This window comes from Streptomyces sp. ITFR-16 (genome assembly GCF_031844705.1).
Taxonomy (GTDB): Bacteria; Actinomycetota; Actinomycetes; order Streptomycetales; family Streptomycetaceae; genus Streptomyces.
The window spans coordinates 3,636,284-3,655,913 of the sequence record NZ_CP134609.1 but is presented as its reverse complement, the minus strand read 5'-3'; the positions used below and the strand labels follow the sequence as shown (position 1 = coordinate 3,655,913).

The 19,630-nt window shown below is 71.8% G+C and carries 21 protein-coding genes; 14 read left to right on the top strand and 7 right to left on the bottom strand.

What is annotated here, in order from left to right; genetic code table 11:
• The first annotated feature begins 234 nt into the window (after nt 1-234).
• On the top strand, nt 235-2,106 hold the full coding sequence (locus RLT58_RS16295; RefSeq protein ID WP_311311112.1) for a bifunctional metallophosphatase/5'-nucleotidase: 1,872 nt from the start codon (nt 235-237) through the stop codon (nt 2,104-2,106).
• A 165-nt stretch (nt 2,107-2,271) separates the two neighbouring features.
• Nucleotides 2,272-3,174: a phosphatidylinositol-specific phospholipase C gene (locus RLT58_RS16290; RefSeq protein ID WP_311311111.1), complete on the top strand. Its 903-nt coding sequence runs from the start codon at nt 2,272-2,274 to the stop codon at nt 3,172-3,174.
• A gap of 31 nt (nt 3,175-3,205) precedes the next feature.
• On the opposite strand, the gene RLT58_RS16285 is transcribed toward RLT58_RS16290, so the two are convergent.
• From RLT58_RS16285 to RLT58_RS16265, 5 genes are all read right to left on the bottom strand, one after another.
• On the bottom strand, nt 3,206-4,645 hold the full coding sequence (locus RLT58_RS16285; RefSeq protein WP_311311110.1) for a sensor histidine kinase: 1,440 nt from the start codon (nt 4,643-4,645) through the stop codon (nt 3,206-3,208).
• Nucleotides 4,642-5,370 (bottom strand): response regulator transcription factor, encoded by a 729-nt coding sequence (locus RLT58_RS16280; RefSeq protein ID WP_311311109.1) that lies wholly within the window; start codon nt 5,368-5,370, stop codon nt 4,642-4,644. The genes RLT58_RS16285 and RLT58_RS16280 overlap by 4 nt, the downstream gene beginning before the upstream one ends.
• An 89-nt stretch (nt 5,371-5,459) precedes the next feature.
• Complete coding sequence (locus RLT58_RS16275) at nt 5,460-6,605, bottom strand: S1C family serine protease (RefSeq protein WP_311311108.1); 1,146 nt, start codon at nt 6,603-6,605, stop codon at nt 5,460-5,462.
• 181 nt (nt 6,606-6,786) lie between these two features.
• Complete coding sequence (locus RLT58_RS16270) at nt 6,787-7,836, bottom strand: LacI family DNA-binding transcriptional regulator (RefSeq protein WP_311311107.1); 1,050 nt, start codon at nt 7,834-7,836, stop codon at nt 6,787-6,789.
• Between the two features lie 24 nt (nt 7,837-7,860).
• Nucleotides 7,861-8,664, bottom strand: a complete 804-nt coding sequence (locus tag RLT58_RS16265; protein ID WP_311311106.1) for a response regulator transcription factor — start codon at nt 8,662-8,664, stop codon at nt 7,861-7,863.
• A gap of 301 nt (nt 8,665-8,965) precedes the next feature.
• Here RLT58_RS16265 and RLT58_RS16260 point away from each other — a divergent pair, with 301 nt between their 5' ends.
• The 7 genes from RLT58_RS16260 (at nt 8,966) to RLT58_RS16230 (ending at nt 14,482) form a co-directional block, all read left to right on the top strand.
• Nucleotides 8,966-9,871: an alpha/beta hydrolase gene (locus tag RLT58_RS16260; RefSeq protein ID WP_311311105.1), complete on the top strand. Its 906-nt coding sequence runs from the start codon at nt 8,966-8,968 to the stop codon at nt 9,869-9,871.
• Between the two features lie 53 nt (nt 9,872-9,924).
• The gene (locus RLT58_RS16255) at nt 9,925-10,179 is read left to right on the top strand and encodes a MoaD/ThiS family protein (protein ID WP_311311104.1); all 255 of its coding nucleotides are present in this window, start codon (nt 9,925-9,927) and stop codon (nt 10,177-10,179) included.
• Nucleotides 10,180-10,189: 10 nt separating this feature from the next.
• Nucleotides 10,190-11,461 (top strand): hypothetical protein, encoded by a 1,272-nt coding sequence (locus tag RLT58_RS16250; RefSeq protein ID WP_311311103.1) that lies wholly within the window; start codon nt 10,190-10,192, stop codon nt 11,459-11,461.
• Nucleotides 11,462-11,622: 161 nt separating this feature from the next.
• Nucleotides 11,623-12,312, top strand: a complete 690-nt coding sequence (locus RLT58_RS16245) for an LmeA family phospholipid-binding protein (protein WP_311311102.1) — start codon at nt 11,623-11,625, stop codon at nt 12,310-12,312.
• 533 nt (nt 12,313-12,845) lie between these two features.
• Nucleotides 12,846-13,691, top strand: a complete 846-nt coding sequence (locus RLT58_RS16240; RefSeq protein WP_311311101.1) for a sulfurtransferase — start codon at nt 12,846-12,848, stop codon at nt 13,689-13,691.
• Between the two features lie 50 nt (nt 13,692-13,741).
• Nucleotides 13,742-14,029 carry a DUF1416 domain-containing protein gene (locus tag RLT58_RS16235; protein ID WP_311311100.1) on the top strand — a complete coding sequence of 96 codons (288 nt, stop codon included), beginning with the start codon at nt 13,742-13,744 and terminating at the stop codon, nt 14,027-14,029.
• A 132-nt stretch (nt 14,030-14,161) separates the two neighbouring features.
• Complete coding sequence (locus tag RLT58_RS16230) at nt 14,162-14,482, top strand: DUF3099 domain-containing protein (RefSeq protein WP_311311099.1); 321 nt, start codon at nt 14,162-14,164, stop codon at nt 14,480-14,482.
• 28 nt (nt 14,483-14,510) lie between these two features.
• On the opposite strand, the gene RLT58_RS16225 is transcribed toward RLT58_RS16230, so the two are convergent.
• Complete coding sequence (locus RLT58_RS16225) at nt 14,511-14,873, bottom strand: DsrE family protein (protein WP_311311098.1); 363 nt, start codon at nt 14,871-14,873, stop codon at nt 14,511-14,513.
• Between the two features lie 284 nt (nt 14,874-15,157).
• Here RLT58_RS16225 and RLT58_RS16220 point away from each other — a divergent pair, with 284 nt between their 5' ends.
• From RLT58_RS16220 to RLT58_RS16210, 3 genes are all read left to right on the top strand, one after another.
• Nucleotides 15,158-15,733: a heme-binding beta-barrel domain-containing protein gene (locus tag RLT58_RS16220; protein WP_311311097.1), complete on the top strand. Its 576-nt coding sequence runs from the start codon at nt 15,158-15,160 to the stop codon at nt 15,731-15,733.
• An 86-nt stretch (nt 15,734-15,819) separates the two neighbouring features.
• Nucleotides 15,820-16,284 (top strand): Fur family transcriptional regulator, encoded by a 465-nt coding sequence (locus RLT58_RS16215; protein WP_311311096.1) that lies wholly within the window; start codon nt 15,820-15,822, stop codon nt 16,282-16,284.
• Nucleotides 16,285-16,327: 43 nt separating this feature from the next.
• Nucleotides 16,328-17,293: a CAF17-like 4Fe-4S cluster assembly/insertion protein YgfZ gene (locus tag RLT58_RS16210; RefSeq protein WP_311311095.1), complete on the top strand. Its 966-nt coding sequence runs from the start codon at nt 16,328-16,330 to the stop codon at nt 17,291-17,293.
• A gap of 15 nt (nt 17,294-17,308) precedes the next feature.
• Here the strand turns inward: RLT58_RS16210 and dtd are convergent, their stop codons facing one another.
• Nucleotides 17,309-17,758 (bottom strand): D-aminoacyl-tRNA deacylase, encoded by a 450-nt coding sequence (gene dtd / locus RLT58_RS16205; RefSeq protein WP_311311094.1) that lies wholly within the window; start codon nt 17,756-17,758, stop codon nt 17,309-17,311.
• Nucleotides 17,759-17,875: 117 nt separating this feature from the next.
• On the opposite strand from dtd, the gene RLT58_RS16200 reads away from it, so the two are divergent.
• Together RLT58_RS16200 and RLT58_RS16195 are read left to right on the top strand one after the other, a co-directional pair.
• Nucleotides 17,876-18,508 carry an RsiG family protein gene (locus RLT58_RS16200; RefSeq protein WP_311311093.1) on the top strand — a complete coding sequence of 211 codons (633 nt, stop codon included), beginning with the start codon at nt 17,876-17,878 and terminating at the stop codon, nt 18,506-18,508.
• Nucleotides 18,509-18,609: 101 nt separating this feature from the next.
• Nucleotides 18,610-19,593, top strand: a complete 984-nt coding sequence (locus RLT58_RS16195; RefSeq protein ID WP_311311092.1) for an asparaginase — start codon at nt 18,610-18,612, stop codon at nt 19,591-19,593.
• Nucleotides 19,594-19,630: the final 37 nt, after the last annotated feature.

Genomic DNA, 19,630 nt, shown 5'->3' with positions numbered 1-19,630 from the left:
CGGGCGGCGGCGGGGTTCTCCGGGCCGGCCGGGATCCGCGTCCCGGACCGGCGTCGAGAGGCTTGTGCCCGCTTATGGGAGCCATATGGGTGAATGGTCGGTTTCCGCTCGGGCGGCAATCCATTCGTAACCCCAAACATCTGTCGCGCTACGCGCGTTGACTCTAGGCTGCGGCACGCAGACTCCAGACTCGTCAGCACTCTCGAACCTCCCGCTGAACTCACAAGGGGACCGATGTCAGCGACACCGCAGAAGAACCGCGCGTCCCGGCGGGTGCTCGCCGCCGCAGCCGGTCTGGCCACCGTCGGCGCGCTCGTCGCCGCCATGCCGGCCGGCGCCCACGGACATGGCCACGGCAAGGGCCACGGCCACCACCGGCCGGACCGGACCGTCGACGTCCAGCTGCTGTCCTTCAACGACCTGCACGGCAACCTCGAGCCGCCGGCCGGTTCGGCCGGCACGGTCAACGAGACGCAGGCCGACGGCACGACGAAGGCCGTACCGGCCGGTGGCGTGGAGTACCTCGCCTCCTCGCTGCGTACCGCGCGCAAGGGCCACCCGTACTCCATCACGGCGGCCGGCGGCGACATGGTCGGTGCGAGCCCGCTGCTGTCGGGCCTCTTCCACGACGAGCCGACCATCGAGGCGCTCAACAAGATCGACCTCGATGTGACGAGCGTCGGCAACCACGAGTTCGACGAGGGTGCCACCGAGCTGGCCCGCCTGCAGAAGGGCGGCTGCCACCCGGTCGAGGGGTGCTACGAGAAGGGCAAGAAGTTCAAGGGGGCCGACTTCCCCTACCTGGCCGCCAATGTGACGGACGAGAAGACCGGCAAGCCGATCCTCAAGCCGTACACGGTCTGGAAGAAGAACGGCGTCAAGATCGGCTTCATCGGGGTGACCCTGGAGGGCACGCCGGACATCGTGACGGCCAACGGCGTCAAGGGCCTGAAGTTCCACGACGAGATCGAGACGGTCAACAAGTACGCCAAGGAGCTGGACCGGCAGGGCGTCAAGTCCATCGTCGCCCTGATCCACGAGGGCGGGGCCCCGGCCTCGTCCTCGTACAACTACGACTGCGACAGCCCGGGCGCCGGTGACGGCATCTCCGGGCCGATCACCGACATCGCCAAGGGCATCTCGCCGAAGGTCGACGCGCTGGTGACGGGCCACACCCACCAGGCGTACGTCTGCACGATCCCGGACCCGGCGGGCAACCCGCGCCTGGTCACCTCGGCCGCGTCGTTCGGCAAGCTGTACACGGACACGACCCTCACGTACGACCGCCGCACCAACGACATCGTGCGCACGGCGGTGAAGGGCAGCGGCAAGAAGGGCTCGAAGCACCACACGCCCGCCCCGGCCAACCCGGTCTCCGCGAACCACATCGTCGACCGGGACCAGAAGCCGGCCAAGGACATGACGGACCTGATCGCCCGCTGGAACACCCTCGCGGCGCCGATCTCCAACCGGCCCCAGGGCTACATCTCCGCCGACATCAACGGCCGCGGCTCCACGGCCCCGGAGAAGCCGCTCGGCAACCTGATCGCCGACGCGCAGCTGGAGGGCCTGGCCCCGGCGGACAAGGGCGGGGCGGTCGTCGCCTTCATGAACCCGGGCGGCATCCGCGCCGACCTGGTGTACAAGGCGTCGGGCAGCGAGGGCGACGGTGTGGTGACGTACGGGGAGTCGTTCACCGTGCAGCCGTTCACCAACATGATGAACGTCGTCGACCTGACCGGCGCCCAGCTCGTCGCCGCGCTCCAGCAGCAGGTCAGCGGCTCCAACGAGGCCAGCCCGAAGATCCTCCAGGTCTCCAAGGGCCTCACCTACACCCTGGACCTGACGAAGTCGGGCGCGGCCCGCGTGGTCACCGACACCATCAAGCTCAACGGTGAGGCGATCGACCCGGCGAAGACCTACCGGGTCGCGATGAACGAGTTCCTGGCGGGCGGCGGCGACGGTTTCGCGGCGCTCGGCGAGGGCACCGACAAGCTGGTCGGCGCCTCCGACCTGGACCTGTTCAACGCCTACCTGGCGGCGCACTCCACGGCCTCGGCGCCGCTGGCCCCGCCGGCGACGGACCGGATCACGGTCGTGCAGTAGGCGGTATGTGATCCGACGCGGATGCGCGGGCCGGGGCGGCTGCCCCGGCCCGCGCATCCGTCGTTTTCGCGCCATGCGCGCGCATGGGCCCACGGGCCCTGTTCCTGCGTGACGTGTACGGGCCATAATCCGCTGGCTGACCCCACACAGCCCGGAGGCATCCCCATGAGCCAGACGCGTACGTACACCGCGAGCCGCAGACACTTCCTGGCCGGAGCACTGGCCGTCTCCGCCACCGCCCTCGTCGGCGCGGCGCCCGCCCGCGCGGCGGCGCCGAAGGCGCTCACCGTCCAGGACTGGATGGGCGGCATCGCGGACGGCACCGCGCTCCAGCGCCTCACGATCCCCGGCTCGCACGACTCCGGCGCCCGCTACGGCGGCCCCTGGACGGAGTGCCAGAACACCACGATCGCGGAGCAGCTGAACAGCGGGGTGCGCTTCCTCGACGTACGGTGCCGGATCACCGACGGCTCCTTCGCGATCCACCACGGGGCCTCGTACCAGAACCTGATGTTCGGTGATGTCCTCGGCGCCTGCTGGGACTTCCTGGCCGCGCGGCCGACCGAGACCGTGCTGATGCGGGTCAAGCAGGAGTACTCGGAGGAGAGCGACCAGGCGTTCCGGGCGGTCTTCGACGACTACCTCGACGGCAGGGGCTGGCGCCCGCTGTTCCACATCGACTCCGCGCTGCCCACGCTCGGCGGGGCCCGCGGCAAGGTGGTGCTGCTCGCCGACAACGGCGGGCTGCCCGGGGTGCGGTACGCCGACCCGGGTCTCTTCGACATCCAGGACGACTACATGGCGGAGCCGTTCGCCAAGTACCCCAAGATCGAAGCCCAGTTCCGCAGGGCGGCGGCCGAACCGGGGAAGCTGTTCATGAACTACGTGAGCACCGCCGCCCTCCTGCCGCCCCGCTCGAACGCGGACCGGCTGAACCCGCAGGTCCACTCGTTCCTCGACTCGGCGGAGACGTCCGGCTGGACGGGCCTCGGCATCGTCCCGCTGGACTTCCCGGCGACCCGCTCGGGCCTGGTGGAGTCCCTGATCCGGCACAACCCGGCGACGTGAGCGGCGGGGTGGCCCGGTCCTCCTGACCGTGTCACCCCTGCGGCGTCTCCGGCGGTGGCTGCGGCGCGCCCGGGAGGCTGATCCATGCCTCCGTGCCGCCGCCCGGGGCCGGGCGCAGGGTGATCTCGCCGCCGGACTGCTGGACCGTGCGCGCGACGATCGACAGGCCCAGGCCGGAGCCCGGGAGCTGGCGGGCGGACGGGGAGCGCCAGAAGCGTTCGAAGACGTGGGGGAGTTCGTCGGCGGGGATGCCGGGGCCGTGGTCGCGGACGGTCAGTTCGCCCCGGTGCAGCACCACGTCGATCGTGCCGCCGGGCGGGCTGAACTTCACCGCGTTGTCCAGGACGTTGACGACCGCCCGCTCCAGCGCGGCCGGTTCGGCCCGTACGTACCAGGGAGCCAGGTCCGCCGTGACGGTCAGCTCCGGGCCGCGCAGCCGGGCCCGTTGCAGGGCGGTGCGGGTGATGTCGTGCAGGGCGACGACCTGGAGCGGACCGGGCTGCGCGGCGTCCGGGCGGGCCAGCTCCTGGAGGTCGCCGATGAGCGCGGCCAGCTCGGTCATCTGGGCCTTCACCGAGGACATCAGCGCCTTGCGGTCGTCCGGCGGGATCGCCCGGCCGGTTTCGTCGCTGCGGGCGAGGAGTTCGACGTTGGTGCGCAGGGAGGTGAGCGGGGTGCGCAGCTCGTGGCCCGCGTCCGCGATCAGCTGGGCCTGGCGGTCCCGGGAGGTGGCGAGGGAAGCGGTCATCGAGTTGAAGGACCGGGAGAGCCGGGCGATCTCGTCCTCGCCCTCGACGGGGATGCGGACGGTCAGGTCCTCGGTACGGGCGACGTGCTCGACGGCCTCGGTGAGTTCGTCGACGGGACGCAGACCGGAACGGGCGACCCAGAGCCCGGCGGCGCCGGCGCCCACTACGCCGATGCCGGAGACGAGGACGAGGACCCAGGCGAGCGTGGAGAGGGGCTTGTTGATCTCGTTCGTGGGGCGGGCGATGGAGACGCCGAGATCGATTTCGGCGCGCGGCTGCGCCGGCCCGCGGGAGACCGTCACAGTCACCCAGTAGGTGAAGACCCGCATCTTCGTCCCGTGGGCATCGGCCTCGGAGTGAAGCGCACCGCTCTGCTCGTGGTTGACGACGGCGAGGTCGGCTTCGGTCACCGGGAGCGCGGACGTGCCGGGGGCCGTGCAGGCCGTCCCCTGGGAGTCGATGAGCTGGACGGCGAAGCCCGTGTAGGGCCGGGTCGGCTGCTTGCTGATGCCGGTGCAGTGCTGGTAGAGGTCGGCCAGGTATTGGTTGTCCACCTTGGCGGAACGCAGCGTCGCATCCCGTTGGTTCTCCAACTGCTCCCGCGTCACGAACCAGCAGGCAACCGCCACCACCGCCACCGCCACCGCCACCGCCACCGCGACCAGCAGGGCCAGGCGGGAGCGCAGCGGCAGGGCGCGGATGCGGTCCAGGGGCCCCGTCACCCCTCGCCCCCGCCCGCCCGCAGCGCGTACCCCACGCCCCGGACCGTGTGGACCAGGCGCGGTTCGCCGCCGGCCTCCGTCTTGCGGCGCAGGTACATCACGTACACGTCCAGCGAGTTGGAACTCGGCTCGAAGTCGAAGCCCCACACCGCCTTCAGGATCTGCTCGCGGGTCAGCACCTGGCGCGGGTGCGCGAGGAACATCTCCAGGAGGGTGAATTCGGTACGGGTCAGCTCGACGCGCCGGGTGCCGCGCGTGACCTCGCGGGTGGCGAGGTCCATCTTCAGGTCGGCGAAGGACAGCACGTCGTCGTCGGGGACGGGCCCCGCCGCGGCCGCGTACGAGCTGCGGCGCAGCAGGGCCCGGATACGGGCGAAGAGCTCGTCCAGCTCGAAGGGCTTGACCAGGTAGTCGTCGGCGCCCGCGTCGAGTCCGGTGACGCGGTCGCCGACGGTGTCCCGGGCCGTGAGCATCAGGATCGGCGTGGTGGTGCCGGTGGAGCGGATGCGGCGGGCGGCGGTCAGCCCGTCCATGCGCGGCATCTGGATGTCGAGGACGATGAGGTCGGGGGCGTACGACTCCGCCTTGGTGAGGGCGTCGAGACCGTCCACGGCGACCTCCGTGCCGTATCCCTCGAAGGCGAGGCTGCGCTGCAGGGCCTCGCGGACGGCTGGCTCGTCGTCGACGATCAGGATGCGCTGCGGATCGTCTTCGGCGGGGCTCATCGCTGCTTCGTCCTCTTCTCGTTCCGTACGGGGCGGGGGCACGGCCCGCCATTTTCTCAGCCTCGCACGGTCCCGGCGCGGGACAGCCCTTAGGAGCCGTCGCCGGCGCGCAGGGTGTCGAGGTCGGCCTTCAGCGTGTTCACCGGGATCGCGAAGCCGAGGCCGACGCTCCCGGCGCTGGAGGAGCCCGAGCCGGAGGCCGAACTGGCGGAGTACATCGCGGAGTTGATGCCGATGATCTCGCCGTTCATGTTGATCAGCGCACCGCCGGAGTTGCCCGGGTTCAGCGAGGCGTCCGTCTGGATGGCCTTGTACGTGGTGGTGGACTCGCCGGTGTCGCCGTTGAACTGCTGACCGCCGAACTCGAACGGCCACTGCCGCCCGCCGCCCTGCTGGTCCTGGTCCTGGCCGCTGTCGCCGTCCTTGGCGACCGTGACATCGCGGTCGAGCGCGGAGACGATGCCGCTGGTGACGGTGCCGGTCAGGCCCTCGGGCGAGCCGATCGCGACGACCTCGTCCCCGACGGCGACCTTGGAGGAGTCGCCGAGCGTGGCCGTCTTCAGCCCGCTCGCGCCCCGGAGCTTGATGAGCGCGAGGTCCTTGTCGGCGTCGGTGCCGACGACATCGGCGGTGTAGGTCCTGCCGGTGCTCAGCGTGACCTTGAGGGCCGTGGCACCCGCGACGACGTGGTTGTTGGTGACGATCTCGCCGTCGGACGTGATGACCACGCCGGAGCCGGTGGACTGGCCGGCGGTCGAGGTCGCGCCGATCTCGACGATCGTCGGCGAGAGGGCCGCCGCGACACCGGAGACGGTGCCCTTGTTGCTCTGCGAGACGGTGGTGCCGGGCACGATGCCGCTGCCGGTGTTCGCGGTGTCGTGGTCGGTGAGCTGTCCGATCACCGTCGCGGTGCCGCCGCCGACGATCGCCGCCGCGATGGCCACCGCCGCGAGGAGCGCGACCGGCCGGCGGACCCGGCGCCGCGAGGGGGACGGTTCGGGCGCGGGCTGCGGCAGCCCGCCGCCGCGGTAGCCGTCACCGCCGCCGTCCCCCGCACCGCCGGGGTGGCCGCCGGCCGGCCCGGGGGCGGGCCACACGGTGGTCCCGGGGCCCATGGAGACCGGCTCGACGGGCTGGACCGGCTGGTATGACGGCGGCGGCGGGTAGGCCGCGTCGCCGTTGCCGTACGAGGGGTACATCGGGTACTCGCCGCTCGGGCGCTGGCTCTCTGTCATGCCTATGAGAGTGTCCGGCGAAGATGAGAGGAGCGTGAGTACGCCCTGAGAAGCCCGGCAGAAGCGCGTATGCCCGATATAAAGATGACCCGCGCGGCCCTGGGACCCCAGGGCCTGTCTTCGAACTCCCCTCTGCCGCGCGGCCGCCCTCCGGGCGACGAGGGGAGTTTGAAGACAGGCCCTAGCCCTGCGGCCGGGGCGCCGGGGGCTCGCCGCAGCCGCAGGAACGCCGCACCACCAGCGCCGAGGGGAACTGCTTCAGCCGCTCCCGCCGCGAGCCCGAGACCCGCAGCGAGTCGTCGAGCACCAGGTCCACGGCCGCCCGCGCCATCGCCGGGCGGTCCGAGAAGACCGTCGTGAGCGGCGGATCGGTCAGACCGGCTTCCTTCACGTCGTCGAACCCCGCCACCGCCAGCTCGCCCGGTACATCGATCCGCAGCTCGCGCGCGGCCCGCAGCACACCGATGGCCTGGTCGTCCGTCGCACAGAAGATCGCCGGGGGACGGTCGGGGCCCGCGAGGAGCTCCAGGGCCACCCGGTAGGCGTCGTACCGGTTGTACGGGGCCTGGAAGAGCCGGCCCTCGGTCGAGCGGCCCGACTCGTGCATCGCCCGGCGCCAGCCCTCGACGTGGTCCGCGACCGGGTCGCCGACCGCCGGGGTGGACTCCATGCCGCCGAGGCACGCCACGTACGCGTTGCCGTGCTCCAGCAGATGGCGGGTGGCGAGCTGGGCGCCGCCGACGTCGTCCGTGACGACCGCGACGTCGTCGATCGCCTCGGGCCGTTCGTGCAGCAGGACGACCCGGGCGTCCCAGGCCTCTATCTCGGCCGCAGCCCGCTCGCTGGGGCCCTGGCTGACCAGGATCAGCCCGGAGACCCGCATGCCGAGGAAGGCCCGCAGATAGTGGACCTCGCGCTCGTCGCGGTAGTCGGAGTTGCCGACGAGCACCATTTTCCCGCGCTCGGCCGCGGCCTGTTCGACCGCGTGCGCCATCTCCGCGAAGAACGGCTGCCGGGCGTCGGGCACGATCATGCCTATGAGGTCGGTCCGCCGCGAGGCCATGGCCTGGGCGACCCGGTCGGGCCGGTAGCCCAGCTCCTTGATCGCGGCGAGCACCCGCTCGCGCGTGGCCGGGGCGACCGGCCGGGGTCCGTTGTTGATGACGTAACTGACCACTGCGGTCGACGTCCCCGCCAGTCTCGCCACATCGTCCCGCGTCACCTTGGCCACGCGCGGCAGTCTACGCGGATGGAACTACCTCTTGGCAGGCCGGACCGGGCCTTCTTCCGTGACCTCGGCTTCCTCCGGCTGCTCCGAACGGGTGACGGTTTCGGCGGCGGTCTTCGCCGCGGCGGCCTTGGCCTCCTCGGCGGCGGCCCGCTCCACCTTCTCCGGCGCCACGAAGCGGTAGCCCACGTTGCGTACGGTGCCGATGAGCGACTCGTGCTCGGGGCCGAGCTTGGCGCGCAGCCGCCGGACATGGACGTCGACCGTCCGCGTACCGCCGAAGTAGTCGTAGCCCCAGACCTCCTGGAGCAGCTGGGCGCGGGTGAAGACCCGGCCGGGGTGCTGCGCCAGATACTTGAGCAGTTCGAATTCCTTGAAGGTCAGGTCCAGGACCCGGCCCTTCAGTTTCGCGCTGTAGGTCGCCTCGTCGACCGACAGGTCGCCGTTGCGGATCTCCATCGGGGAGTCGTCGGAGGTGATCTGCTGCCGGCCGGTGGCCAGCCGCAGCCGCGCCTCGACCTCGGCGGGGCCCGCCGTGTCGAGCAGCACGTCGTCGATGCCCCAGTCGGCGGTGACGGCCGCGAGGCCGCCCTCCGTGACGACGAGTATCAGCGGACAGCCGGGTCCGGTGGACCGCAGCAGCTGACAGAGCGAGCGGACCTGGGGCAGGTCGCGGCGCCCGTCGATGAGGATGACGTCGGCACCGGGGGTGTCGACGAGAGCGGGGCCTTCGGCGGGTGCCACCCGCACGCTGTGCAGCAGGAGGCCGAGGGCGGGAAGCACCTCCGTCGACGGTTGGAGGGCATTCGTCAGGAGCAGCAGTGAACTCATCGCCGCCCACCTGCCTGGGTCGTCGGTCGATGATCGTGCACGGTTGGCTCGCCCATTACGTCGGTCCTCCTCGTTCCCTGCGAGAGGGGCACTCCCGGGCGGGGCCCGGGGGAGTATGCGGCACTGCTTCGTACGCTGGTTCGTGCGTGTCGTACGACGTTTTGTCATACGGGTTTTACCGGTGCGGCCCCGCGCCCAGGACCGCTGAGCTTGTCGAAACGTCGTCGTAACAACGCGCGGAAAGCACAAAAGGACCCGGGGGCTGCTTTGCCCGGATCCTCTTCACAGGAGAATAGCCCACATGAGTTCTGTGTCCGAGGGGCGAATTCCGAGTTCCTCTGTTCGCTTGATCACGCAGGGGCCGCTGCGGACCACATTGCGGACCGATGACGGGGTGATGATCGAGGCGGTGTACGACCCGTGTACGGCGGATGAAGGCGCCGGCCGCGACGCGGGCGGCCCCGGCACCGCGATCGTCGTCGCGCACGGATTCACCGGTTCGGCCGACCGCCCGGCGGTACGGCGTGCCGTGGGGGTGTTCTCCCAGCGTGCGGCCGTGATCACGTTCTCCTTCCGGGGGCACGGACGGTCCGGAGGGCGGTCCACGGTGGGCGATCTCGAGGTGCTCGACCTGGCGGCCGCGGTGGCCTGGGCGCGGTCGCTCGGGCATCAACGCGTCGTTACGGTCGGGTTCTCGATGGGCGGGTCCGTGGTGCTCCGGCACGGTGCGCTGTATACGGCTCCGGACGAGACGGGCGCGGAGGGTTCGAACGCTCCGGCCGTTGCGGAGCGCAGGGGGCGCACGGAAGCGCACAAGGGGGCGCACGCCGACGCGGTGGTGTCCGTGAGCGCCCCGGCGCGCTGGTACTACCGGGGGACGGCCCCCATGCGGCGCCTGCACTGGATGGTCACCCGGCCCACCGGCCGACTGGTCGGCCGCTACGGCTTCCGCACCCGGATCGTCCCCGGGGCCTGGGACCCGGTCCCGCTCTCCCCGGTCGCCGCCGCAGGCCTGATCGCCCCGGCGCCCCTCCTGATCGTGCACGGCGACCGGGACCCGTACTTCCCGCTCGACCACCCGCGCATGCTGGCCGAAGCGGCGGGCGACGCGGCGGAGCTGTGGCTGGAGCGCGGCATGGGCCACGCCGAGAACGCGGCGGACGAGACCTTGCTCACCCGCATCGCCGACTGGGCGGCGACGCGGTGAACCATGATGGACAGCCGATACCTGAACCGAGACGGGACGAGAGGAGTGCCGCCATGCCTGCGGGAACGATCCGTTACTGGGCGGCCGCCAAGGCCGCAGCCGGGACCGCGGAGGAGCCGTACGCCGCCGGGACGCTCAAGGAGGCGCTCGACGGGGTGCGCGAGCGGCACCCCGGTGAGCTGAGCCGCGTACTGCAAAGGTGTTCGTTCCTCATCGACGGTGACCCCGTCGGGACCCGGAGCCATGAGACCGTACGCCTTGCCGAGGGCGGCACGGTCGAGGTGCTCCCGCCGTTCGCAGGAGGGTGAACCGCAGAACATGAGCAGCAGCGATCAGCAGCAGCCGTACCCGCAGCAGCCGCAGTACCCGTACGGCCAGGAGCCCCAGCCGTATCCGGACGCGCGGCAGTACGCCTACGGGCAGGAGCCCCAGCAGTACGCGTACGGCCAGGAGCCGCAGCAGCCCTACGGCGACCCCGCGTACGGGCAGGACCCGCGGCAGCAGCCCCACGGCGACCCCGCGTACGGGCAGCAGGCGCCCTACGCGGGTGACGCGGCGCCGTACGGGGCCCCGGGCGCCCCGGGAGCCCACGACCCCTACCAGGGCGTCACACAGACGTGGGAGGGCCAGACCTGGGACACCCAGTACCAGCCGGTCGTCCGGCCTGCCGCGCAGCCCGCACCCCAGCAGGCGCCGCCGGCGAGGACCCCGTCCGGCTCGTACCCCCTGCCCCCGGAGGTCCGGGCCGAGCCCGCCGCCTCCGAACCCGCCCCGGCGCCCGCCGCCGCGGCCGACGACGGCTACAGCGCGCCCACCACGCTGGGCAACGCCCGCATCACCGACGCCCAGCGCGCCCGCGCCGAGGGCCGGTCGCCGATCATCGCGCCCGGGATGCAGCCCGCCGCGATCACCGCGGGGCTCGGGCTGCTGCTCGCGCTCGGCGCGGCCGCCGGACCGTACGCCCTGGCCGTCCCGCTGGTCCTGCTCCAGGCGGTGACGGCGGCCGGCTGGTTCCGGCTCAACGGCATGTGGCCGGCCCGCCAGGGCATCGCGCTCGCCTTCGCCGGCGGCCTGGTGGCCGACATCGCCCTGCTGGCGGCGGGCCGGGAGAACGGCCCCGCCGCGATCCTCGGCACCCTCGGCGTCTGGGTGCTGCTCACCGTCGTCCTCCAGCTGCGCAGCCGGGCGGGCGCCGACGAGCGGATGCAGGGGCTGATGGCCACGGTCGCCTCGGCCGCCCTCGCGGTCCTCGCCGCCGGGCACCTCGCGGCCGTCCCGGACGCCGTGACCGTCGGCGCGGTCGCCGTCGCGTTCGCCGTGCCCGTACGGGCGCTGCCGCTGCCGGGACCCGCGTCGGTCGTGGCGGCGCTGGTCGTCGCGGCGGGTGCGGGCGCCGCCGCCGGCACCCTCACCGACCTGGGCGCGAAGGGCGCGCTGCTCGGCCTCGCCGCCGGGGTGTGCGCGCTGATCGGCCTGCGGGTGGCCAGCTATGACTACCCGTCACGCTTTGTGCACATGACCGCGGGGGTGGCCCTGCCGCTCACCGCTGCCGCGCCCGCCGTCTATCTGATCGGCCGGGTGCTCGCGTAACCGGCGGCCGTGGCCCGGCACATGACACAGGCACAGGGAAGCCCTCCGCGGGGAACCGTCGGGGGGCTTCCGCTCGTCGATCACCCGGGGCGTGACGTGCGGCCGCAGTAGGCTCACGGGCGCCAGGGGTCCGGACGGACGCGGGGCGGGGGAGGACAGGCATGCGTGCACTGCGAATACTGCTGGTCGTCGTGGTGGTTCTGGCCGGTGTGTTCATCGTGGTGGACCGCGCGGCGGTGTATTTCGCGGAGTCGCAGGCGGAGGACCGGGTGGCGGTCCCGGGGGCGCGGATCAGCTCCACCGAGGTCTCCATCAAGGGCTTCCCGTTCCTGACCCAGCTCGCCGGATCGGAGCTCGACGAGGTCGACGTGAAGATCACCGGCCTGGAGACGAGCGCCGCCGGCCGCACGCTGCGGATCAGCCGGATGAACGCCGAGCTGCGCCGGGTGCATCTGTCCGACGGCTTCTCCGGCGCCACCGCCGCCCGCGCCACGGGGACGGCCGTCATCTCCTACGAGGACCTGACCAAGGCGGCCAGCGAGGACGTCGTCGTGGAGTACGGCGGCAAGAACAAGGTGAAGGTGACCGGCGCGGTCAACATCCTGGGCCGCACGATCTCGCGCAGCGTCCTGTCCACCGTCACCCTGGTCGACGGCCACACCGTCCGTGTGCACGCGGACAAGGTGCCGGGTGAGGGCATCCCCGGCCTGGAGAAGCTGGTCCGCGAGAAGACCGACTTCGAGCGCGAGGTCGGCGGGCTGCCGAACGGCCTGAAGCTGGAGCGGATCCAGCCGACCGAGGCGGGCCTGGAGATCTCGGTGACGGGCACCGACGTACGCCTCGACGGCTAGTCCCGTACGGACGGCCCCGGCCGGCCGGATAACCGGGACCGCGGCCGGGTAGGGGGTCCTGGTGGCTGCGGAGGGCCCCGCTCCGGTCCGTCACCCACATGCTGAGACGGTCGCGTCCGCTCCGCAGATGCCCGACCGGCCCCGCGCCCCCGGGAGCTGCCCCGGAGCCGCCGCACCCTCTCTCGCATCCCACATCGCGGACGATCGTGTCTCAGAATACGACACAACGGTGACATGTCCGCCCGGACGTCCCTACGATCGACCCATGCAGTGCTCTATTAGCGGCCTTCCCCAGGGTGGCCGGGCGGACCTCACGAAGCGGCGGGCAGTGGACCTGTGCCGCGTCGCCGCCATGCTCTGTCGCACTGTCTGAGCGGGATACGCCGACCTCCCGCCTTCCAGGCCCCTCGACCGCTCGTCGGGGCCGCCCGCCTGTCGCCGTACCCGCGCCCCGGCGCCCCGTACATCCGCGACACGCGGCCTCTCGCACCACTCGCACCATCTCGCCGCAGACTGCCCCGGAGGAGAACACAATGAGCCGCGCAGACGTCCTGGTAGACGCCGACTGGGTCGAGGCCCACATCGAAGACCCGCAGGTCGCCATCGTCGAGGTCGACGAGGACACCTCCGCGTACGAGAAGAACCACATCAAGAACGCGATCCGGATCGACTGGACCAAGGACCTCCAGGACCCGGTCCGCCGCGACTTCATCGACCAGGCCGGTTTCGAGAAGCTGCTGTCCGAGAAGGGCATCGGCAACGACACCACGGTGGTCCTGTACGGCGGCAACAACAACTGGTTCGCGTCCTACGCGTTCTGGTACTTCAAGCTCTACGGCCACCAGGACGTCCGCCTGCTCGACGGCGGCCGCAAGAAGTGGGAGCTCGACTCGCGCGACCTGGTCGACGGCGACCAGGTCCCGTCCCGCCCGGCCACCCAGTACAAGGCCAAGCCGCAGGACGAGTCGATCCGCGCCTACCGCGACGACGTCGTGAAGGCCATCGGCACCCAGAACCTGGTCGACGTGCGCTCGCCCGACGAGTTCAGCGGCAAGCTGCTCGCCCCGGCCCACCTCCCGCAGGAGCAGTCGCAGCGTCCGGGCCACGTGCCGAGCGCCCGCAACATCCCGTGGTCGAAGAACGCCAACGACGACGGCACCTTCAAGTCCGACGAAGAGCTCAAGGCGCTCTACGAGGACGAGCAGGTCGACCTGTCGAAGGACACCATCGCCTACTGCCGCATCGGCGAGCGCTCCGCGCTCACCTGGTTCGTGCTGCACCAGCTGCTCGGCCAGGAGAACGTCAAGAACTACGACGGCTCGTGGACCGAGTACGGCTCCCTCGTGGGCGTGCCGATCGAGCTCGGCGCCAACAAGTAACTCCGCACCACCCGGACCAGCACGACCCCCGACCAGAAGGACAGAACGCCATGTGTGGAGCAAAGGCCGGCGGCCCCGACGCTTCGACGATCAAGCCCGGTGAGACCACCATCCAGGGCAGCGTGACCCGTGACGGCGAGCCCGTCACCGGCTACGTCCGCCTGCTGGACTCGACCGGTGAGTTCACCGCCGAGGTCCCGACCTCGGCGACCGGACAGTTCCGCTTCTACGCGGCCGAGGGCACCTGGACGCTCCGCGCACTGGTCCCCGGCGGCAGCGCCGACCGCACGGTCGTGGCCCGCACCGGCGGTCTGTCCGAGGTGGCCATCGCGGTCTAGCACCACCGTCGCGGCGCAGCCGACGACCGGCCGAAGGGCCGTACCCCTGGGGGTTGGACGCTTCCAGAGACGGGGTACGGCCCTTCGAGCCGTCCGGGCGCCGGGCGGCCGGATCGGGCCTACGCTGGACTCATGTACCGCCGACGCCGGCGCGCCTACTTCCTGATGATGGGCGGGTGCCTCGTCCTCTTCGTGTCGGCCTGGGCCTTCGTGAGGCTCTGGTCGATGCCGGCCGCCATCGCGATGTGCGTGATCGCGATGGTGATTCCGCCCGTCGCGGCGATGACGGCCAACCGGAAGGGCCCGGAGGACCGCTGGTGGGACGATCCCGCGCCGCCGCCACCGCCCGACGAACGGCGCAAGGAGCCGCCCAAGGGCGGCGCCGGCCCCACCGGCGATCCGGAGTCGGACGCCTGGTGGGACGAGCTGGACGGCAGGAAGCGCCGCCCGTGAAGAACGCGCCGCCCGTGAAGGAAGCGCCTCAGTAGACGAGCGCCTGGACGCCGTCCGCCATGATCTCGCTGACGAAGACCTGGGCCCCCGCGATCCGTACACCCTCCAGGACGTCCTGTTCGGTGATGTCGCGCCGGGCCGCGCACTGCGTGCACAGTGTGATCCGGCCGCCCGCCTGAATGGACTCGATCAGGTCCGGCAGCGGCGCGGAGTGCGGGAGTTCGAACTCGGCCGCACGCCCCGGCAGCGCGAACCAGGCGGACTCCCCGGTCAGCCAGAGCGAGACCTCCACCCCGCTGGCGACGGCGACCGCCGCCACGGTGAACGCCTGGGAGCAGCGCTCGGCGGAGTCGGCACCTGCGGTCACCTTGATCACGAGCTTCTTCGGCATGGGCAGCACTGTAATCCCGGCGCCCCGCCGCAAACCCCGGACCGGCGGGGCCGCTGCCCACCCATTAGGCTGGGAACCGGCCCCGTACTGCCGTCATACCGCTCGTTCAAGGAGCTCCCGTGCTTGAGGCATTCTTCTCCGCCCTGCTGGTCCTCGTCTGTGTCGGCGTTCTCGCCTTCGCCGGTGTGACCGTGAAGAAGCTGTACCAGGGCCAGCGCTGATCCCGGCCTCCCCACCGTTCCCGGCGTCCCCGCCTCCCGCCTCACAGATCGACTGAGCCGCTCATGATCGAGATTCCGTCCGACCTTCACCCGGACCTCGTCCCGCTGGCCTTCCTCCTGGGCAACTGGGCGGGCGCGGGCGTGTCCGACTTCCCCGGTGCCGAGAAGTGCAACTTCGGCCAGGAGGTCACCTTCAGCCACGACGGCCGGGACTTCCTGGAGTACGTCTCGCACTCCTGGATCCTCGACGCCGACGGCAACAAGGTGGGCCCGCTGGAGTCCGAGACCGGGTACTGGCGCATCGACAAGGACCGCAAGGTCGAGGTCGTCATGGCCCGCGACCAGGGCGTCATCGAGATCTGGTACGGCGAGCTGGCCGACCAGAAGCCGCAGATCGACCTGGTCACCGACGCGGTGGCCCGGACGGCGGCCTCCGGCCCGTACAGCGGGGGCAAGCGGCTCTACGGCTATGTGAAGAGCGACCTCATGTGGGTCGGCGAGAAGGCCACCCCCGAGGTCGAGCTGCGGCCGTACATGTCGGCGCACCTGAAGAAGGTCGTCACCCCGGAAGAGGTCGAGGCCATGGCGAAGAGCCTCGGCGACGACCTGCCGGACGACGGCATCGCGTTCTTCAAGTAGTCCCGGCAGCCCGGCCTCGGCCGGCGAGCGGTCCGGCTTCGAGCAGTCCGGGGAACCCGGTCCCGCCCGGTCCTACACTGGAGCCTGTGGTGAGCACCGACTGGAAGGCCGATCTTCGGCAGCGTGGTTACCGGCTGACGCCGCAGCGTCAGCTCGTCCTGGAGGCCGTCGACACGCTGGAGCACGCGACGCCCGACGACATCCTGTCCGAGGTGCGCCGGACCGCGTCCGGGGTGAACATCTCGACGGTCTACCGGACCCTGGAGCTCCTGGAGGAGCTGGAGCTGGTCAGCCACGCCCATCTGGGCCACGGCGCCCCGACGTACCACCTGGCCGACCGGCACCACCACATCCACCTGGTCTGCCGGGACTGCACGAACGTGATCGAGGCCGACGTCGGGGTCGTCGCCGAGTTCACCGAGAAGCTGCGCGAGACGTTCGGCTTCGAGACGGATATGAAGCACTTCGCGATCTTCGGCCGCTGCGCCGACTGCACGGCGAAGGCGGCGGGGACCAAGGGGACCACGGGGACTGCGGCGGGTACGTCCTAGCGGTCACGTCTGCGATCGGGAAATCGAGTCGTACGCTGGTCGCATGAAGAGCCCCCTGCTGTCCCTGCCCGGCGCCGTCCCCGCCGAGGGCCGCGACGAAGGCGTCGCCGCGCACTACGGCGACCTGTTCCGCGAGCAGCGTGCCCTCGCCGACGGTTCCGGTCTCGTCGATCTGTCGCACCGAGGCGTCGTCACCGTCACCGGCGGCGACCGGCTGGCCTGGCTGCACCTCCTGATCACCCAGCACGTCAGCGAACTCGCCCCGAACCAGGCCACCGAGGCCCTGATCCTCACCGCGAACGGGCACATCGAGCACGCCCTGTACCTCGTCGACGACGGCGAGACGGTGTGGATGCACGTCGAGCCGGAGACCCAGAGCAAGCTGATCGCCTATCTGGAGTCGATGAAGTTCTTCTACCGGGTCGAGGTCGCCGACCGCACCGATGAGTTCGCCGTCGTGCATCTGCCGGCCGGCTCCATCGCCCCGGTGCCGGACGGGACCGCCGTACGGGAGACCCCGTACGGCCGCGACCTGTTCCTGCCCCGGGCCTCTCTGGAGGAGTACGCGGCGCAGAACGGGCCGGCCGTCGGGGTGCTGGCCCACGAGGCGCTGCGCGTCGAGGGCCAGCGGCCGCGCCTCGGCTTCGAGACCGACCACCGCACCATTCCGCACGAGCTGGGCTGGATCGGCACCGCCGTCCACCTCCAGAAGGGCTGCTACCGGGGCCAGGAGACCGTGGCCCGGGTGCAGAACCTCGGCAAGCCGCCCCGCCGCCTGGTCTTCCTGCACCTGGACGGCAGCGAGGTGCTGCTGCCCGGCCACGGCACCCCGGTCCGGCTCGCCGCGGACGGCGCCGAGGGGCGCCAGCTGGGCTTCATCACCAGTTCCGCCCGCCACCACGAGCTGGGCCCGATCGCCCTGGCGCTGGTGAAGCGGAACGTGGCGGTGGACGCGGAGCTGCTGGCCGGGGACACGGCGGCGGCCCAGGAGACGGTCGTCGAGCCGTAGCGGGTCCCGCCCGGATCAGACGTCGATGACGAGGGTGAACGGGCCGTGGTTCGTGAGCGAGACGCGCATGTCCGCACCGAACCGGCCCGTCTCCACGCGCGCGCCCAGCGCCCGCAGCCGCGCCACGACCTCGTCGACCAGGGGCTCCGCGACCTCACCGGGCGCGGCGGCGTTCCACGTGGGTCTGCGGCCCTTCCGGGCGTCCCCGTAGAGAGTGAACTGCGAAATCACCAGAAGCGGTGCATTCACGTCGGAGCAGGACTTCTCGCCCTCCAGAATGCGGACCGACCAGAGCTTGCGGGCCAGCTGCGCCGCCTTCTCCGGGGTGTCCTCGTGGGTGACTCCCACCAGCACACACAGTCCCTCGCCGACTATTTCGCCGACCACGGAGGAACCGCCGTTCCCGTCCCCCGCGTCGGCCACCGTGACGGCCGCGCCGTCCACCCTCTGTACCACTGCACGCATACAGACCAACCTATCTTGGGCTGAACGGGTACAGAGCAACTCCATGGAGACCCTCGGAGTGGCACCATGCACGGGAGGCGGTGTGCCGACGCACCGGTCGAGGGGATGGACACAAGCATGAGCACGCATGGAACCGGGCAGTCCCCGGGCGCAGTGCCGGTCGCGCGCCCCGGCGTCGACAGCAGTGCCGGTACGAGTACGAGTACGAGCACCATGCGCCCACCCGTGCAGCGGACCGGACAGGACGGCGAGGACGGTCCCGACGGGCCCGCCCGGCCCGACCTGGGCACGCTGCGCCTGCCCGAGCTGCGCACCCTGCGCCGGGACTCGCAGCGCGACGAGGCCGACCTCAGCTATGTGCGGCGGCTCGTGCAGGGCCGGATCGACATCCTGCGCGCCGAGCTGGCGCGGCGCCGCGACCCGGAGTCCCCGGTGGTGGACCGGCTCTCGGAGATCCTCGCCGACGCGCCGTCGCTGCACCGCTCCTCCGCCCGGCACGTCACGCTGAGCACGCCGCGCAGCGACGAGTACCGCCGGCTGGCGGCCGAGACGCTGGCCGAGGTCGAGCTCTCCGACCTCGACGCCCGGACGGACGAAGAGCTGCACACCGCGATGGGGCGCCTGGTCCGCTACGAGCAGCAGGTCTCCCGCCGCCGGCACCGCCTCCAGCGGACGGCCGACGATTGCAGCGCGGAGATCGCCCGCAGGTACCGTGACGGGGAAGCACAAGTAGACGACCTGCTCGCCTGAGGCAATCCTCAGGGGCTGGCGTCGAACTGCCGTCCGCCGCGCGACGCCAGTTCGTCGACAGGCCCTGGGGGGCGGGTCCCGCCCGTCCCCGGAAGGCCACCATGACCTCCAGCGCCGCCCCGTCCGCCATATCCGACCCGGCCCCCGGCCTGCCCGTGCTGGCCGAGGTCGTCCGGTCCGGTTTCACCGAGGGCCACCACCGGGGCTCGCTGGTCGTGCTGGCCGCCGACGGCAGCGTGGAGCTGGCCCTGGGCGAGCCGGCGGCGCCGGTCTTCCCGCGCTCCTCCAACAAGCCGATGCAGGCGGCCGCCGTGCTGCGGGCCGGTCTCGACCTGTCGGGTGAGCGGCTGGCGCTGGCCGCCGCGAGCCACTCCGGCGAGGGCTTCCACCTCGATCTCGTACGCAGGATGCTCGGCGAGCACGGACTGTCGCCCGACGATCTGCAGACCCCGGCCGATCTGCCGCTGGACCCGGTGGAGGCGGAGACGTATCTCGCCGCCGGGGGCGTGCGGGAGCGGATCACGATGAACTGCTCGGGCAAGCACGCGGCGATGCTCGCGGTCTGTGTGCGCAACGGCTGGGACCCGGCCACCTATCTCGACCCGGCGCACCCGCTCCAGCAGCTGGTCCACCGGGTCGTCGAGGAGGCGGCGGGCGAGCCGGTCGCGGCGGTCGGCACGGACGGCTGCGGGGCGCCGCTGATGGCGATCTCGCTGGTGGGCCTGGCGCGCGCGTTCCGTACGTTCGTCACGGCGGAGCAGGGCAGCGCCGAGCGCCGGGTGGCGGACGCGATGCGCGCGCATCCCGAGTACGTGGCGGGGACGCGGCGCCCCGACACCTGGCTGATGCGCGAGGTGCCCGGCACGCTGTCCAAGATGGGCGCGGAGGCGGTCCAGGCGGTGGCGCTGGCGGACGGCCGGGCCCTGGCCTTCAAGATCGACGACGGCTCGACGCGGGCGCTCGGCCCGGTCCTGGCCCGCGCGCTGGGGCTGCTGGGCGTCGACGAGCCGGTGGTGGCGCGGATCGGCCGGGCGCCGCTGCTGGGCGGGAGCGCGGAGGTCGGCGAGATCCGGGCGGCGTTCTGACCGGCGCGGCGACCGCCCGCACGCCCGTGAGAGCACC

Coding starts and splice junctions, on each gene's coding strand:
- RLT58_RS16295 (WP_311311112.1), top strand. CDS start 235: ATGTCAGCGACACCGCAGAAGAACCGCGCGTCCCGGCGGGTGCTCGCC.
- RLT58_RS16290 (WP_311311111.1), top strand. CDS start 2,272: ATGAGCCAGACGCGTACGTACACCGCGAGCCGCAGACACTTCCTGGCC.
- RLT58_RS16280 (WP_311311109.1), bottom strand. CDS start 5,370: ATGAGCCCCGCCGAAGACGATCCGCAGCGCATCCTGATCGTCGACGAC.
- RLT58_RS16275 (WP_311311108.1), bottom strand. CDS start 6,605: ATGACAGAGAGCCAGCGCCCGAGCGGCGAGTACCCGATGTACCCCTCG.
- RLT58_RS16265 (WP_311311106.1), bottom strand. CDS start 8,664: ATGAGTTCACTGCTGCTCCTGACGAATGCCCTCCAACCGTCGACGGAG.
- RLT58_RS16260 (WP_311311105.1), top strand. CDS start 8,966: ATGAGTTCTGTGTCCGAGGGGCGAATTCCGAGTTCCTCTGTTCGCTTG.
- RLT58_RS16255 (WP_311311104.1), top strand. CDS start 9,925: ATGCCTGCGGGAACGATCCGTTACTGGGCGGCCGCCAAGGCCGCAGCC.
- RLT58_RS16250 (WP_311311103.1), top strand. CDS start 10,190: ATGAGCAGCAGCGATCAGCAGCAGCCGTACCCGCAGCAGCCGCAGTAC.
- RLT58_RS16245 (WP_311311102.1), top strand. CDS start 11,623: ATGCGTGCACTGCGAATACTGCTGGTCGTCGTGGTGGTTCTGGCCGGT.
- RLT58_RS16240 (WP_311311101.1), top strand. CDS start 12,846: ATGAGCCGCGCAGACGTCCTGGTAGACGCCGACTGGGTCGAGGCCCAC.
- RLT58_RS16235 (WP_311311100.1), top strand. CDS start 13,742: ATGTGTGGAGCAAAGGCCGGCGGCCCCGACGCTTCGACGATCAAGCCC.
- RLT58_RS16230 (WP_311311099.1), top strand. CDS start 14,162: ATGTACCGCCGACGCCGGCGCGCCTACTTCCTGATGATGGGCGGGTGC.
- RLT58_RS16225 (WP_311311098.1), bottom strand. CDS start 14,873: ATGCCGAAGAAGCTCGTGATCAAGGTGACCGCAGGTGCCGACTCCGCC.
- RLT58_RS16220 (WP_311311097.1), top strand. CDS start 15,158: ATGATCGAGATTCCGTCCGACCTTCACCCGGACCTCGTCCCGCTGGCC.
- RLT58_RS16210 (WP_311311095.1), top strand. CDS start 16,328: ATGAAGAGCCCCCTGCTGTCCCTGCCCGGCGCCGTCCCCGCCGAGGGC.
- dtd (WP_311311094.1), bottom strand. CDS start 17,758: ATGCGTGCAGTGGTACAGAGGGTGGACGGCGCGGCCGTCACGGTGGCC.
- RLT58_RS16200 (WP_311311093.1), top strand. CDS start 17,876: ATGAGCACGCATGGAACCGGGCAGTCCCCGGGCGCAGTGCCGGTCGCG.
- RLT58_RS16195 (WP_311311092.1), top strand. CDS start 18,610: ATGACCTCCAGCGCCGCCCCGTCCGCCATATCCGACCCGGCCCCCGGC.